Source organism: Chloroflexota bacterium, from assembly GCA_009840355.1.
Lineage (GTDB): Bacteria > Chloroflexota > Dehalococcoidia > Lucifugimonadales > JADFKI01 > Bin90.
In genome coordinates this window covers 23,255-39,720 of sequence record VXNZ01000014.1, presented here as the reverse complement: position 1 = coordinate 39,720, position 16,466 = coordinate 23,255, and the positions used below count along the sequence as shown (strand labels likewise).

General features: G+C 57.7%; 14 protein-coding genes. 11 read left to right on the top strand and 3 right to left on the bottom strand.

Annotated elements, in window-relative coordinates; translation table 11 throughout:
• Positions 1–16 precede the first annotated feature (16 nt).
• Genes purD through guaA form a run of 3 tightly spaced genes read right to left on the bottom strand, consistent with a single transcriptional unit; the run spans position 17 to position 3,293 of the window.
• Positions 17–1,276, bottom strand: a complete 1,260-nt coding sequence (purD, locus tag F4X57_03760; protein MYC06277.1) for a phosphoribosylamine--glycine ligase — start codon at positions 1,274–1,276, stop codon at positions 17–19.
• A complete protein-coding gene (locus tag F4X57_03755; protein ID MYC06276.1) occupies positions 1,273–1,689 on the bottom strand; it encodes a hypothetical protein in 417 nt (138 codons plus the stop codon). Before F4X57_03755 ends, purD begins: the two co-directional genes overlap by 4 nt.
• A complete protein-coding gene (gene guaA / locus F4X57_03750) occupies positions 1,680–3,293 on the bottom strand; it encodes a glutamine-hydrolyzing GMP synthase (protein MYC06275.1) in 1,614 nt (537 codons plus the stop codon). Before guaA ends, F4X57_03755 begins: the two co-directional genes overlap by 10 nt.
• Before the next feature lie 46 nt (positions 3,294–3,339).
• On the opposite strand from guaA, the gene F4X57_03745 reads away from it, so the two are divergent.
• From F4X57_03745 to hflX, 11 genes are all read left to right on the top strand, one after another.
• Entirely contained in the window at positions 3,340–4,086 is a 747-nt protein-coding gene (locus tag F4X57_03745; GenBank protein MYC06274.1) for a threonylcarbamoyl-AMP synthase, read from the top strand.
• A gap of 2 nt (positions 4,087–4,088) precedes the next feature.
• A complete protein-coding gene (locus tag F4X57_03740; GenBank protein MYC06273.1) occupies positions 4,089–5,117 on the top strand; it encodes a hypothetical protein in 1,029 nt (342 codons plus the stop codon).
• Positions 5,117–6,322, top strand: a complete 1,206-nt coding sequence (locus F4X57_03735; protein ID MYC06272.1) for a phosphoglycerate kinase — start codon at positions 5,117–5,119, stop codon at positions 6,320–6,322. The genes F4X57_03740 and F4X57_03735 overlap by 1 nt, the downstream gene beginning before the upstream one ends.
• Positions 6,323–6,391: 69 nt before the next feature.
• A complete protein-coding gene (locus F4X57_03730) occupies positions 6,392–7,597 on the top strand; it encodes a 2,3-bisphosphoglycerate-independent phosphoglycerate mutase (GenBank protein MYC06271.1) in 1,206 nt (401 codons plus the stop codon).
• Positions 7,598–7,707: 110 nt separating this feature from the next.
• On the top strand, positions 7,708–8,472 hold the full coding sequence (locus F4X57_03725; GenBank protein MYC06270.1) for a triose-phosphate isomerase: 765 nt from the start codon (positions 7,708–7,710) through the stop codon (positions 8,470–8,472).
• A gap of 18 nt (positions 8,473–8,490) precedes the next feature.
• A complete protein-coding gene (miaA, locus tag F4X57_03720; protein ID MYC06269.1) occupies positions 8,491–9,477 on the top strand; it encodes a tRNA (adenosine(37)-N6)-dimethylallyltransferase MiaA in 987 nt (328 codons plus the stop codon).
• Positions 9,478–9,572: 95 nt separating this feature from the next.
• Positions 9,573–11,144 carry a hypothetical protein gene (locus tag F4X57_03715; GenBank protein ID MYC06268.1) on the top strand — a complete coding sequence of 524 codons (1,572 nt, stop codon included), beginning with the start codon at positions 9,573–9,575 and terminating at the stop codon, positions 11,142–11,144.
• A 51-nt stretch (positions 11,145–11,195) separates the two neighbouring features.
• Positions 11,196–12,341 (top strand): hypothetical protein, encoded by a 1,146-nt coding sequence (locus tag F4X57_03710; protein ID MYC06267.1) that lies wholly within the window; start codon positions 11,196–11,198, stop codon positions 12,339–12,341.
• 46 nt (positions 12,342–12,387) lie between these two features.
• Positions 12,388–13,233 carry a diaminopimelate epimerase gene (locus F4X57_03705; protein MYC06266.1) on the top strand — a complete coding sequence of 282 codons (846 nt, stop codon included), beginning with the start codon at positions 12,388–12,390 and terminating at the stop codon, positions 13,231–13,233.
• A gap of 157 nt (positions 13,234–13,390) precedes the next feature.
• Complete coding sequence (locus F4X57_03700; GenBank protein ID MYC06265.1) at positions 13,391–14,563, top strand: aminotransferase class I/II-fold pyridoxal phosphate-dependent enzyme; 1,173 nt, start codon at positions 13,391–13,393, stop codon at positions 14,561–14,563.
• 89 nt (positions 14,564–14,652) lie between these two features.
• Positions 14,653–15,828, top strand: coding sequence for a GTPase HflX (gene hflX / locus F4X57_03695; GenBank protein MYC06264.1), 1,176 nt, complete (start codon positions 14,653–14,655; stop codon positions 15,826–15,828).
• Positions 15,829–16,466 lie beyond the last annotated feature (638 nt).

Genomic DNA, 16,466 nt, shown 5'->3' with positions numbered 1-16,466 from the left:
GGATTTAAAGGATGGGTCAAAAATTTGCGATGTCAGTCCGGTAGAAGCCGCCCTTGAAGGTTATGCGCCTGATACCGTCGTATGCTTTGGTGCGCGCCTGTTCGTGCGTGTCGCCCAGCGCGGATACGGTTAGGACCCGGCCGCCGTCGGTTACGATTTCGTCGCCCTGTAGTTTCGTGCCTGCGTGGAATACGATTGCTTCGTAGTCTAATTCCTTGACACCGTCGATAGGATAGCCGGTGGCGTAGGCGGCGGGGTAACCGCCTGATGCCGCTACGACACCTACGCATGCGCGGGCGTCCCATTCAATCTGCGTGTCTTGGAGGTCGCCGCGCGCGGCGGCGAGTAGAATATCGGCGAGGTCCGACTCTAGGCGTGGAAGTATGACCTGAGTCTCGGGGTCACCGAACCTGCAATTGAACTCCACGACTTTAGGCCCTTCTTTGGTCAGCATCATGCCCATATAGAGTACGCCTCGATAGGGTGAGCCAATGTCAACCAGTCCCTTCGTGACAGGCTCCATGATGCTGGCGCGAACAAGCGCTTCGATGTCGGCGTTCCAGTGCTGTGGCAGGGGTGGGCTGAAGCTGCCCATGCCTCCGGTGTTTGGTCCAGTGTCTCCGTCGCCCACGCGCTTGTAGTCGCACGCCGCGATCATCGGGGAGACATACTCGCCGTCAACGAAGGCGAACACGCTGACTTCCTGGCCTTCCAAGCACTCTTCGATAAGCACGCGGTCGCCGGCGTCGCCGAATGCCCGGTCGAGCATGGATTCACGGACGGCATCCTGTGCCTGCTCGCGGGTCTGGGCGACGGTTACACCTTTGCCAGCGGCGAGGCCGTCCGCTTTGACCACGATGGGAATGGGGCAGGTGTCTAGGTACGCGCTCGCTCGCTCGAAGTCGGTGAACGTCTCGGATGCCGCGGTTGGAATCGAGCAGTCAGCCATCAGCGTCTTGGCGAATGACTTGCTGCCCTCGATGCGCGCGGCCGCCTGAGTGGGACCGAACACCGGAAGGCCGGATGCGGTAAAGGAATCTACGATGCCCGCGGCAAGAGGCGCTTCAGGTCCTACTACCGTCAGGTCAATGGCATTGTTCGACGCGAAGTCAATCAGGGCGGGGATGTCCTCTGCGCCGATAGGCACATTGGTTGCGATGAAGTGGGTGCCGGCGTTACCTGGCGCGACATAGAGACGCCCGACTGAGGAACTCTGGGAGAACTTCCACGCGATGGCGTGCTCGCGCGCACCGTTGCCGACTACGAGGACATTCATTGTGTCTGTGCCCTCCTGACGAGTTTGCCCGACGACGGCTCAACCATGTGCGTTTGCAGCGTCTTTTTGTCGTTTTTGTTAGCAACCTTATGGCATGCCGACGCGCCGAGAGAGTTCAATTCCATCAGCGTTCCCATAGCGACGAAAGCGACATCCGCCATCTCATCGGCGGCAAGATCAAGTTCGGCGCGGTTGAGTTCGGCAGCGTGTTCGCCGACCTCTTCCATGAGGAAGGCGAGGCGGGTGCAGAGGCGCGGGAATACATCGTCGGCGGGTGTTTTATCGTTAAGATTAGGTATGTCGAAGCGCGCGTGAAAGTCGTAAACGCTCCCGGCTAGGCGCGCGACGGCGTCCACGAACTCTTCTCGGGTCAAGGCGTCAAATGCGGTAGGCACGGGCTGGCTTACTCCCATTCGATTGTGCCCGGGGGCTTGCTGGTGATGTCGTACACCACGCGGTTGACGCCCGGCACTTCGTTGGCGATGCGTGTGGAAATGCGACCCAGCACATCGTAAGGGATACGTGCCCAGTCGGCGGTCATAGCGTCTTCGCTGCTGACGGCACGGATGGCGATGACATGCCCGTAAGTGCGAAAGTCGCCAGTAACGCCGACACTGCGGGTGTCGGTCAACACGGCAAAACTCTGCCATAGTTCGCGGTACAGGTCGTTCTTGCGAACCTCCTCCATAACAATGGCGTCGGCTTCTTGCAGAACTGCGAGCTTGTCGTGCGTTATCTCGCCGATGATGCGAATCGCTAGACCCGGTCCAGGGAACGGCTGACGATATACGATTTCCTCCGGCAAACCCAATTCCAAACCCACGCCGCGCACTTCGTCCTTGAACAGGTAGCGCAGCGGCTCGACTAGGCTGAGTTTCATATGCTCGGGCAATCCGCCCACATTGTGATGCGACTTTATCTTGGCGGACACCGTGTTGTCGGTCGTCTCGCTCTCGATGACATCGGGATAGAGCGTACCCTGCGCGAGGAAGTCCACCGCGCCGATACGCGCCGCCTCTTCGTCGAACACGCGAATGAACTCTTCGCCAATAATTTTGCGCTTTTGCTCCGGGTCGATGATGCCGCGCAACGCGCCGAGAAATCCTTCAGTGGCTTCCGCGAATACGAAGCCAGTCTGGAAGTGGCGCTGGAATGTGTCGCGCACGGCTTGCGGTTCGCCCTTGCGCATCATGCCGTTGTTCACGAAAATACAGGTGAGCCGGTCGCCGATAGCGCGCTGCACAAGCGCCGCCGCGACGGCGGAATCCACGCCACCCGAAAGGGCGCAGATGACCTTGCCATCGCCGACCTGCTCGCGCACACGGTCGATGCTGTCGTTCACGAAGTTGCCGGGCGTCCACAGCGCCGCGCAGCCGCAAACTTCGTACAGGAAGTTCTCGATGATAGTCCTGCCCTGCGGCGTATGCACGACTTCAGGGTGAAACTGCAAGCCGAGCAAGCCCGCGCCATTGCCCATCACCACGACAGGCGAGTTCTCGGAGCGGGCGAGCGAGCGAAAGCCTGACGGCACTTCGGTAATCTGGTCGCCGTGGCTCATCCACACCGGCATAGACTTCGGCAAGCCCTTGAACAGAAGTTCGCCGTCCGCGGTGCGCTCCATCACGGCATTGCCATATTCCTTGCGGTCGGTCGGCGCGACCTTGCCGCCGAGTTGGTGCGCCATGGCTTGCATGCCGTAGCAGATGCCCAGCACCGGCAGCCCGGAGTCGTACACCCAGTCAGGGGCAAGCGGTGCGCCATCGTCGTACACGCTAGCCGGTCCGCCGGAGAGTATGACGCCTTTGGGATTGAGCCGCGCAATCGACGCCCAATCCGCCGTGTGCGACACAATCTCGCAGTACACATTGCTCTCGCGTACGCGCCGGGCGATGAGCATGCTGTACTGCGAGCCAAAGTCTATGACCACGACAGTCTCGCGCTGAACGCGCGCCGCCACGTGCGATTCCGAGCTCACGCTGTCGTCATTCGGGCTATTGGTGCTGGCTTCGTTTACCATCTACCTTTCACCAATCGGCAATTTCCTGTGCCGTCCAGATACTAAAATGCTTTGGGTATTTCATATCGGATACGGCTGTGGAAATCGGCTTCAATCTCAAATGAAGTGCTTAAAATTTACCATTTATGATATACTAATTCAACATTATGCAGAGGTGGAGATGTCCGATTTACCGCTTGATACAGGTATGCAAGGGCAAATTGCGATTGCTGTGAAAATGCTCGCCGAAGGCGGTGTCGCAGCTATTCCGACGGACACGCTGTACGGGCTTGCGGCGAACGCATTCGACGAATCCGCCGTGCAGAAGGTGTACGAGCTGAAAGGGCGACCGGACGGCATGGCTTTACCGTTGCTGCTGTCGGATGCCGAGGATGCCGCACGGTGCGCCGCGCATTTGCCGGACAGCGCGTTGGCGCTTGCCGAGCGATTCTGGCCCGGCGCGTTGACGCTGGTCGTGCGCAAGGGTGCGGATGTGCCGGACATCGTTACCGCAGGCATGAGCACGGTGGCGCTGCGAGTGCCGGACCATCCCGTGCCGCGCGCTATCGCCGAGTCGCTGGGTTCGCCGATAACGGGAACAAGCGCGAATTTGAGCGGGAGGCCCGGATTGACGAACGCGGCAAGTGTGCGCGCCGAGTTTGGCGACACGCTGGATTTCGTGCTTGACGGCGGCGATGCAATGGGCGGCGTGGCATCGACCATATTGGACATGACGGGCGACGAACCGCGTGTACTGCGCGAAGGTGCGGTGTCTTGGGCGGATATCGAGGCGGTTCTAAAGAAGACGGAGTGAGTTTGATTACCACGCGAAACTTGGACGACCTGACCGCGAGAGTGGACACTGAACTGCAGGCAATCGTCAACGAGCGCGGCTTTCCTCTATACGACATGATGGGCTACCACATGGGCTGGCGAGGAGCGCATGGTGCACACGACGGCTACCCGCAGCGGCAGGAGCGGATGCACGGCGCATTGACCCTGCTGGCATGCGAAGCGGTCGGCGGCGATATCGATGTGTGCCTGCCTGCGGCCGCCGCGCTTGAAATGGTGGAAAAGTTCACGCAGATTCACGATGATGTGCAGGACGGCAACCCGCAGCGCAACGACCGCGACGCGGTGTGGTGGGTGTGGGGACCCGCACAGGCGATAAACGCCGGCGACGGGATGCACGCGCTAGGGCGGTTGGCGTTATTGCGTCTGGCGAATCGTGGCATTTCGGACGAGCGGATATTGCAAATCGTGCGGCTGGTTGACGCCGCGAGCCTTAGCGCGTGCGAGGGTAGATTCCGCGACCTCGAAGCGCAAGAACGCATCGACTTGAGCGTGTCCGCATACATGGCGATGGCTGCCGATAAGTCCGGCGCGCTTGTGGGATGCGCGCTGCAGATCGGCTCGCTGGTCGGCGGCGCGGACGATAAAACGGCAGGGCTTCTAGCGCAATGCGGCGAAAAGCTGGGCATCGCGCTACAAGTGCGATCCGATCTAGCGGCGCTATGGGGACGGGACGATACAGTGCCTCCTAACGTGCCAAATGTTGAAGTGCTGAACAAGAAGAAACTCATCCCCGTGGTGTATGCGCTCGAGAACGCTTCGATTAGTGAGAAACGGGCGATGGGCGAAATCTACTTCAAGCGTGTGCTGGACGCGGACGATGCCATCAGACTGCGCGAGGTCGTCGAAGGTTTGGGCGCCCGCGACACCTGCGAAGAAATAGCGCAAGGCTTGCTTACCGAAGCGATGGACGCTATCGGCGACACGACTGTAAGTACAGATGGCAAGGCTCTGTTGCGAGCGCGGGTCGCGGATCTGGGTGGCGCGCGCTGATGGGCAGGGGAGTGCGCGACAAGAAATGTGTTCGCGACTTGGGCGTGCGCGGGCAAACGGCGCTGGTCCGCGTGGACTTCAATGTGCCGTTCAAGCCCGATACGACCGAAATATCCGACGACGGCCGTATCCGCGCGGCTCTGCCGACACTCCGCTACCTGTTGGAACGCGACTGCCGTCTGGTTATATGCTCACACTTAGGCAGACCGAAAGGGCAGGTAGTCGAATCACTGCGAATGTCTCCGGTATCGCAGCGCCTCAGCGAGCTGCTTGGCGTGCAAGTCGCTCAGTGCGCGCAAGTCGTAGGCGATGAAGCGCGCTCGATGGTGTCCGTACTTGCTGCCGGCGATGTGATGATGCTGGAAAACACACGCTTCCATCCTGGAGAGGAGCGCAACGATCCCGCATTCGCACAGCAGCTAGCATCACTTGCGACGCTGTATGTCAACGACGCATTCGGTACAGCTCACCGCGCACACGCATCAACCGAAGGTGTGGCGCGATTTCTGCCATCGGCCGCAGGTCTGCTAATGGAACGCGAACTTAGATTTCTCGGCAGCGCCCTGACCATACCGCGCCGTCCCTTTGCCGTGATTTTGGGCGGAGCGAAAGTCTCCGACAAGATAGGCGTACTGGAAAACCTCAGCGGCAGGGCAGACCTGCTACTCATAGGTGGGGGAATGGCGGCGACATTCATCAGGGCGCAGGGCTTCAGGGTAGGTGAGTCAGCAATCGAAGACGACCGTATGTCGTTCGCCCATGCTCTTCTTCGCCGTTCCGATGGCGGCGATACGAAGCTGCTACTGCCTGTTGATGTCGTCGTCGCTGATGCGTTTGCAGAAGATGCTACACATTGCACAGTCAGCACAGACGCAATTCCCAGCGGTTTCCGTATTTTGGACATAGGACCCAAAACGGCGCGGAAATTCAACGAGGCGCTTCAGGAGTGCAAGACCGTGATGTGGAACGGGCCGCAGGGAGTGTTCGAGTGGGAAGCGTTCTCGCACGGAACGCGCGCGATTACGGAGACGCTCGCCGCGTTGGACGACGCCACTACCGTGCTCGGCGGTGGTTCGACTGCGGAAGCGGTTGCGTCGCTTGGGCTGTCGGATAAAATGACGCATGTGTCGTCCGGCGGCGGCGCATCTTTGGAATTCATGGAAGGCAGGGACTTGCCGGGTGTAGCTGCGCTGCCGGACAAGTGATATGGCTATTCCAAAACCTTATATTGATATGTTGATAGAAATAATAAAATTTACGATTGGATTTGCATTATGATCGACCTGCCATATCTAGCGGACGTATGCCGCACTACGGAATCTAAAATCGTGCTGCTGGTCGTGGATGGGCTCGGCGGCGTACCTCACCCGGACACGGGCAAATCGGAGCTGGAAACGGCACATCTGCCCAGCTTCGACAGGCTGGCACAACGCAGTGCGGGCGGGCTGACAACGCCAGTTATGTCCGGTATCACGCCGGGCAGCGGTCCCGGACACATGGCGCTTTTCGGCTACGACCCGGTCAAATACCTGATGGGACGTGGCGTGCTTGAGGCGCTGGGCATCGATGTGGCTCTTGGCGCGGGAGATTTGGCGGCACGCGGCAACCTTTGCACAGTCGATTCCAATGGCGACATCACTGACCGCAGAGCGGGGCGCATACCCACCGCCGAGAGCGCGCCGCTCGTCGAAATGCTAAACCAAATCGAAGTGCCGGGCTTGGAAGTAGAGGTGCTTCCGGTGCAGGATTATCGTTTTGTGCTGGTTCTGCGCGGCGAGGGGCTTGACGACAAGATTAGCGAGACAGACCCGCAGATGACGGGTATCGCCCCGTTAGAAGCACGGGCGCTTGACAACGGTTCGGAGCGCGCGGCTGCGGCGGTCAGAGCATTCATTAACGCGGCCAAGGAGACCCTGAGCGGGCGAGAGTACGCGAACATGGCGATGCTGCGCGGCTTCTCGCTGCTGCCGGGCCTGCCGGACTTCGGGGAAAGTTACCGGCTCAACCCCGGCGCCGTCGCAGCTTATCCGATGTATCGCGGAATAGCGAAGGTCGTTGGAATGCAAGTGATTCCCACCGGCATGTCATTCGACGAAGAGCTGGATACGCTCGAAGAACACTTCGACGAGCACGACTTCTTCTTCCTGCACTACAAGCCTTCAGACTCAGCCGGCGAGGACGGCGATTTCCAAGCGAAGGTGAAGACACTAGAGGCGCTCGACGCCTGTATAGACCGCTTGGTGGCGATGCAGCCGGATGTGCTTGTCGTCGCGGGCGATCATTCCACGCCAGCTTTGCTTGCCGCTCACAGCTGGCATCCCGTGCCGATGATGATTTCCTCAGAGTGGACCATCGGTGAGAATATGGAGTCGTTCGATGAACGAGCGTGCGCCCAAGGCTCGCTAGGTCGAATTCCAGCCACGGAGCTTATGCTGCTTGCCCTGGCTCACGCAGGGAAGCTACTGAAGTACGGACCATAACCATAGTTCTATTGCAATCACTCACATATCCATATCTCTTGCACGCAGCGCATATTGCAATATGTGCTGAGGTTTAACATATTGAATTCCGCTCACCTTGACGAGGCAATATGACAATATCAATGGTAGTCGGCAATTGGAAAATGAATACGACGCTAGTGGAAGCCGAGGCGCTGGCGGCAGGTATCGCCGAGCGTATCGACGATGGATATTCTCCCTATGATGCAGGCGTTGAGGTGGTAGTTTGTCCGCCTTTCATATCACTATCGGCTGTTCAGGCAGCTTTGCGAAATAGCAATATATCTATTGGCGCACAGAATGTGTATCATGCTGCGAGCGGCGCATACACCGGTGAAGTCTCGGCTGGCATGCTCATTGATATATGTAAATATGCCATTGTCGGACATTCAGAACGGCGCAGTCTGTTTGGCGAAACTGACGAAGCGGTGAACCTGAAGGCAAAGGCGGCGTTGGACGCCGGCATCACACCTATCCTATGCGTCGGTGAGAGCTTGGAAGAACGGGAATCCGGCAATGCCAAGTCAGTAGTGGAACGGCAGGTGCGCGCGGGACTTGATGGTGTCGATCTTGGAGGCGTGGTCGTAGCATACGAACCGGTCTGGGCGATCGGCATGGGGCAGTCTGCATCTCCGGAGATTGCGCAGTCAATGATGGCGCACATCCGGCAGACTCTAGCTGCTCTTGGCGGCACTGATGCTGCGGACACTGTGCCGCTGCTGTACGGAGGCAGCGTGAATGCCGGCAATATCGCCGGTTACATCGCGCAGCCGGATGTCAGCGGCGCGCTGGTCGGCGGCGCAAGCCTGGACGCGGAGTCTTTCACGGACATCGTGAGCGTCATGGGTGGGGCGTAAGTCGGAACGGGGTAGGGGATGGCGAAGAAGCTGCCGCCGAAAATTCTGGTTATCGTCGGTCCTACTGGCATCGGGAAGAGCGCGTTAGGAATGCGCCTTGCGCGCGACTTCGATGGCGAAATCATCGGGGCAGACAGCAGGCAAGTCTATCGTCAGATGAGCATCGGAACCGCAAAGCCCTCGGACGCCGACCGGGCCGAAATACCACATCACCTCGTTGACATAATCAACCCTGACGAACGATATTCTCTCGCACTCTTCCTTCGAGACGCCAAGCAAGCTATTCACAACACAAAAACCAAGCGCGCACGCCTGCCCATAGTAGTTGGCGGCACAGGGCAGTACATCTGGGGATTGCTCGAAAGCTGGCGTATACCCCAAGTAAAGCCAAACGCAAAAATGCGTGCTTCGCTTGAACGGCGGCTTGAAATGGAAGGCTTGGCAACTCTGTACGACGAGCTGCAGCGGCTTGACGCGGCTGCCGCCGCACGAATTGACCGGCGCAATCCTCGCCGCGTCGTCAGGGCGCTCGAAGTCGCCTTGTCCTCTGCGACGTCAAGAGCAACCGCTTCCACCAACGAACAGCAGCGCGCAACCGAAGATGACGCTGATCGTTCGCGGAAGAATCCGCCGGACTTCGACGCGATGGTGATTGGTGTGACTATGGAACGCGCGGCATTGTATGACCGTATCGACAGCCGAATCGACGCGCAGATGGCAGACGGCTGGCTAGAGGAAGTGCGTCAGTTGCTCGATAGCGGCTACGGCATGCAGCATTCCGCAATGTCCGGGCTGGGCTACGCCGAGCTGATACGGCACCTAGACGGCGAACTCACGCTTGATGAGGCGGTGCAGCGCATTAAGTTTCGGACGCACAAATACGCGCGAAAGCAGTACAACTGGTTTCGTCTTACCGACGATCGAATCCGCTGGCTGGATGCTCCGGTTAGCGATACCGAGTACGCGCGGCTGGCGGACGATGTGCGGGCGTGGCTAGAGAATTGATTGGGATGGAGGGGATGGAGGGAATGGATAAGGATAGTTGATGTGCTACAATTGTTCTCATATTTGGGATTGAATCGTGAGTTGGGGACAGTTCAATGGCAGAGCAACGAGAACATCCGCTGAACCGGCATCTGTTCATCGCCGACAACCTGAATTTGCTGAGGGCGCTGGATAACGAATCCATAGACCTGATTTGCATAGACCCGCCGTTCGCCAAGAACCAGACATTCACGGGCAGCCTGCGCCCGCCGCTGTCGGAGGCGGAGCGGCAGCAGGAACTGGAAACGCTGGCAGGGTGGGGGATTCGCAGCCAGCGCGACGCGGAGAATGCGGGGATAGAGTGGCCGGAGGCGGACAACACGGGGCGGTTCAGCGACATCTGGCGATGGGAGGACGATGTACACGAGGACTGGATAAATCGCATTGAAGGAGATTATCCAGCGTTAGCGAAGTTCATTGACACCGCCCGTACAACCCATAGCGAAGAGAGAGCTGCCTATCTATCTTACATGGCGATACGCATTATTGAGATGCACCGAATACTGAAGCCGACAGGGAGTATGTACCTGCATTGTGACCATTCTGCCAATGCTTATTTGCGGATGACTTTAGACTCGATCTTTGGAATCGACAACTTCCGCAATGAGATTATCTGGTATTACAAGGGAGCGGGAATATCGCCCCGCCGTTGGTCGAGGCGGCACGACTCAATATTCTGGTATTCGAAAGGAGATGATTGGTACTTCAATGCTGACCCTGTTAGAGACGAGTATGCGGAATCAACGAAAGAACGATTCTCTCATTACATTGGGAACGTAAGAGGCGATCGTGACTATGGGCACCAGGAACTCAATCCCAAAGGAAAACACCCCGACGATGTATGGCAGATTAAGATTGTTGCACCTTCAGCTCTGGAGCGTACCGGATATCCTACCCAAAAGCCCGTCACGCTAGGAGAGCGAATCGTTCTATCAAGCAGCAATCCGGGCGATGTGGTGCTGGACTGCTTCGCGGGATGCGCGTATGTGCCGGTGGCGGCAGAGCGCAACGGTCGGCAGTGGATAGCATGCGACATATCGCCGCGCGCGCTGACGGTGCTGCGGCGGCAGTTCGCCAAGTTCAACTACGCGGTGGATGGCACGCAGCAGACCGAGACGCCGCTGCTGAACCCGGAGGCGAACATCATCACGCGCGGTCCGGGTCAACTACCAGACCGCTCAGACGAAGATCCGGTGGAGAGCCAGGACATCAAGGAGCTGCCGCCGAGGAAGTTCAAGGTGCCGGCGAGCATCATACCGGAAGCGGAGATGCTGGAGAAACTGCTGGAGCTGTCGGGGTATATGGCGTGGTGCTGCGGGTACGCGAACCGGATGCCGGATGGGAGCGTAATCAAGACGACTCGCAACTTCCACCTGGACCACATAGATCCGAAGTCGAAGGACGGCAGCAACGACATACAGAACCGCGCGCCTCTTTGCCCGTATCACAACACGCGCAAGAACAACCGGCGGGTGCATCTGGCGGACTACCGGACGGAGATTGCTGACGCCGGGGAGATGATGGTGGATACGATGGGCGAACTCATCAACCTGGCGGAAGCGCACCACAAGGCGATGCAGATGTACGGGCAGGCGTATGCGGCGCGGTATGGGGTGGGTGGGGATTGACGTGGATGGACAGGATGGAGGGGATGGGGATGGCGAAAGGGATACTGACAGATGATTTACAGACCACTCAATGCGAGAGAAATCAGATTTCTTCACAACAGCGAGGCAATGCCTCCATTTGTAGAAGAAAGGAACATAGAGAAGTCTGACATTGACTATGAAGACACCATCTATAGTATGTTGCGTGTCGCACTGTTGAGGTATCAGTCGAATGATACAGTTGCGTCCTTAACCCAAGGGATGATAATGCACGAATCCTTGGGTCCCTTCTCAAATTTGCCTGATACGATTCTCTCTTTGGATTTCAGTGGCAAGCCAATTGCTCAGAACGACCTAGCTAGGTTCATAATATCTCAATTTCGAGACGATAAAGACGGCCATTACTCAGACTCAACTGACAATGAGTTATGGCTGTGTTACAACGATAGTAGCGATAAAGTAAGAAGGAGTCTAATTGCTGCAACGGCAAAGTTGTCGAAGATTCATTTACCTCGCTCGTATAATGACAGCATAACGGAATATCGGGGTGTCATTCCTGTGGGCGAGCCCGTCAATCGAACTATCCCGGTGTACCTCTGGCCGGACGCGTCATTAGACTTGGATGTATTGATTCATCTTACAGGCAAGGAAAAAGCGATGGCCATACATTTGCCTGAAGGGTACAGTCGAGGAACTTGGAGTCGAGACGAAGTTACCCACGAAGTCTTTGAGAAGGCAGTGTTAAGGCAAATGATACAATGGCCAGAAGAGAAACTGCCGGAAGGGATAGAATATGAACCGAATGGTGAAACTACCTTTCCGGACTTTGCGGTTACAAGCTGGGATTTGTTCCCTGAAGCGAATATCGCAATTGAAATAACTAGACTCTTTGACTATCAGGCGAGAATGATCGATACAGTAAGGCATGGAGAACTGGCTGATTCATTTGATCAAAGGTTGAATTCACTTTCTGAGAACTCAAGGTGGAGTGAGAATGAGATTAGAGAGTCAATAGAAAAGGCGATACGACGGAAGGCGGCTAGAGGTGGCCAGTTAAGCACAGATCAGAAGTACATGCTGATTCTCGTATCCAACATCCTGCCTTTGGAAGCAGAGTTTAGGGTGTTTCAAAGCCAAGATTACAGCGCATTCGATTACGTAGTTTTGGCAAACCAGATTGGCGACCTAAACTTTGCCTTTCAGACAATTAAGGAATAGGCAAAGAATGTAGTGTAGGGTTAATGGGGTAATGGGAGACAGAAAATTGAGATTTACGAAGATGCATGGGGCTGGGAATGATTATGTTTATGTAAATGCCCGCGAACAGGAACGGGACTGGCCAGCACTGTCGGTTGCGATGAGCGATAGGCACCTCGGCATCGGCTCGGACGGGCTGATTATCGCGCTGCCGTCGGAGAAGGCAGACCTGCGGATGCGTATGTTCAACGCGGACGGCTCCGAGGGCGAGATGTGCGGCAACGGCATACGCTGCCTCGTCAGCTTCGCCTTCGATAACGGCATCGTACCGACTGATAAATCGCCGGTACGCGTGGAGACAATGGCGGGCGTGCTGGATGTAACGCCGCTGCGAGACGACCGGCAAGGCATGGTCGGCGCGCGCGTCCTAATGGGCGAGCCGCGCCTGAATCCGCCCGATGTGCCGGTTGCTATCGAGGGCATGGACGCGGTTATAGACCATCCGTTGGAAGTCGCCGGACGCGAGTTCCGCATGACCTGCGTATCGATGGGCAATCCTCACGCGGTGGTGTTCATGGACGAGCCGGTTGACGATTTCCCGCTCACTGAGATAGGTCCGATGGTCGAGCATCACCCGCTCTTTCCCGCCCGCGTCAACTTCGAGATAGTGAATGTGCTTGACGGCGGCAAGACTCTCAAGACGCGCGTGTGGGAGCGCGGATCAGGCATCACGATGGCGTGCGGCACCGGAGCGTGCGCGGTGCAGGTGGCGGCGCGGCTGAACGGTCTCGCGGGCGACAGGGCAACAATCGCTCTGCCGGGCGGTGAACTAACGGTGGAGTGGCATGGTAAGGGCGAGGTTGTGATGGAAGGGCCGGTAGCGACCGTGTTCGATGGGGAGTGGTGGGGCTGACATCGATCCAAATTATCAAGCCCCGTTTCGACGGGTTTTCTCTTTGCGATACCGTATGACTGCGCTAGTTCCGCCGTTTCTGCTATCATGTGCCAATCGCTTCGCATAGAAGCATTGATAGCGCATAACACACAAGCAATCAGTTGATGGAGACAGTATGAATTTCGCCAGCCGCATAGACAGGGTGCCGCCGTATCTGTTCGTGGAGATTAGCCGGAAGATAGCCGCGAAGAGAGAGCAGGGGATTGATGTCATCAGCTTCGGCATCGGAGACCCGGACATCCCAACCCCGGACAATGTAATCCAGAAACTTCGAGAGACCGCGCTTGACGGGCCGAATCACCGTTACCCGGAGACGGACGGGCTGCCGGAGTTTAGGCAGGCGGTCGCGGACTGGTATCAGAGCAGGTTCGGCATCTCGGTGCATCCGGACAAGGAAACGCTGCCGCTGATTGGCGCGAAGGAAGGCATCGGACACGCCGCGCTGTGCTTTATCGATGCGGGCGACATCGCCCTGGTGCCGGACCCGGGCTATCCGGTATATTCGGTCGGCACGTGGTTCGCCGGTGGCGAGTGCCACTGGATGCCGCTGCTCGAAGAGAACGGCTGGATGCCGGACCTCGACGCGATTCCGGACGATGTAGCGGACAAGGCAAAGGTCATCTGGCTGAACTATCCGAACAACCCGACCGGCGCGATAGCAGATGCGGACTACTTCGGCAAGGTCGTGGAATTCGCCAAGGCGCACGACATCGCGGTTATGCACGACGCGTCGTACTCCGAGGTCGCCTTCGACGGCTATCATCCTATCAGCTTCCTTGAAACGCCCGGAGCTATGGACGTTGGCGTGGAGTTTCACTCGCTCTCCAAGAGCTACAATATGACCGGCTGGCGGCTCGGCATGGCGGTCGGCAACGAGGAGATTATCAGCGCGCTGATGGTCATCAAGTCGAACCTCGACTCCGGAGTGCCGAACGCGATCCAGTACATGGGAATGGAGGCGATGCAGCTATCGCAGGAAGCAATAGACGAACGCAATACCATTTACGAGCGGCGGCGCGACCGCGTGGTGCAAACATTGCGCGACATCGGGCTGGACGCGATTCCGCCCAAGGCGAGCCTGTATGTGTGGACGCGCATTCCCGAAGGCTTCACATCCGCCGAATTCACCGCGCTGCTGCTGGACGAGGCGGACATCGTGGTTACGCCGGGCAACGGATACGGGCAGTACGGCGAGGGCTACATCCGCCTGTCCTTGACGATTGACGATGCCGATATGGAAAAGGGCTTGGCGAAGCTCGCAGAGTGGCAAATACCGTCGAAAGGGTAGGCTTTTCGTGCTGGCAGAATGGTGCGATTAGGCATGGCGGACTTGTAAATGGGGACTGGTGCAATAGGAGGTGGGATATCGCTAAGCGAATGAAATCAACGCGGCAAAGGCTGGAACGCGCGATACTCGTGGGCGTGGAATTGCGGCGGCGGCGCGGACCGTGGCGGCTGAAAGATTCGCTCGCAGAGCTGGGCGAACTTGCAAGAAGCGCGCGCGCCATCGTCGTGGGCACAGTCTCGCAGCGCATAGACAGACCCACGCAGGTGTATCTGGGCAAGGGCAAGCTTGAAGAGCTGAAGCGCCTCATCTACGCCAAGCACGCAGGCACAGTCATCTGCGACGACGAACTGACGCCCACCCAGCAGCGCAATCTCGAAAACGCGCTGGGTGAATCGGTCAAGGTGATAGACCGCACGGCGCTGATTCTGGACGTGTTCGCGCAGCGGGCGCGCACAAAGGAAGGACGCCTGCAGGTCGAGCTTGCGCAGCACGAGTATTTGCTGCCGCGGCTCGCCGGGCAGTGGACGCATTTAGAGCGCTTGGGCGGCGGCATCGGAACGCGCGGACCGGGTGAAACGCAGATCGAGACCGACCGCAGGCTCGTGCGGCGGCGCATCCTGAAGCTCAAGCGCGACCTTGAGGACGTGCGGCGGCATCGCGCGCGTTATCGAGCGCGGCGCATCGAGATGGAAGTACCGGTGGTCTCCTTGGTTGGCTACACGAACGCCGGCAAGAGTTCGCTGCTGAATCGGCTAACGAAGGCAGATGTGATGGCAGAAAACCTGCTGTTCTCCACGTTGGACCCGATAACGCGGCGCGTGCGCACTCCCGCGGGACGCGACGTGCTGCTGACTGACACAGTGGGCTTCATACAGAAGCTGCCAACGGCGGTAGTCGCGGCGTTCAGGGCAACACTTGAGGAAGTTCAGGAATCCACGCTGGTGATGCATGTGCTGGACATCACGCATCCAAACGCGGCGCAAATGGCAGAAGTCGTCGATAACATCATGGAAGCTCTCGATGTGCTCGACAAGCCGCGCATCATGGCGCTGAACAAAGTCGATCTGCTAGACGAGAGCGCCGACGGCGACACGCTAAGCCGCGCGCTGCAATTCGCCGACGGCGATGTGAAGTGCGTCTTCACATCAGCAGAAACAGGCGCAGGCTTGGAATCGCTGCTGGACGAAATCGACACAGCGCTGGACGCGTTAGAAGTGCCGCAAGAATTGCCGGCGTTCGCCGCCGCCGGCACGGGTAGGGCGTAGTCTGTCAGACTCGCCGCGAGGCACACCGTTGCATTTTGCTACGAAAGACACTCCTACTTCGGAGTGTCTTTCCATTTGCGAATCATTTGCAAGCCGATTTGAGGACGAGGGAATCAACAAGGGATTGCTGGGCGGCACAGGGTAACGCATGAGCGCATATTCGCACTATAAATCTTATGTCAAGTTATGCAATGGGATTCGTCAAGCTACTTTACATAACAGCATTATTGAGCACTTGAGGCGCGTTGCCATCAATCGGACGGCACAGACAGCCTTGATGGATGTCGAATGATAATCACCCCCAAAACGCCTTCACGTCAAAATCGCCGCAGAGCGTCTAATTTGGTTCGCCATGTGTAATCATACATTCAAGCTGGATTTGCAGAAGCCGCCACGGGCTCCGGAAGGCATATCGACCCGGACATAACCTGCAAATCGAGTGGACTCTCATTAAACCCGAGAGGTTCACGTCACATCAAACCGCGAACCTGCCTTGCGCAACAGCCTATGTGATTTGGGCGCCAGATAATAATGAGGCCAAGAATTGAGTGCGCGAGCCTAATTCGCAGAGACTAAATTGCTCCGCGAAGTACCATCGCCTCAGAAACGCCGTAGAGGCTTAGATTCCCCCCGTCAGG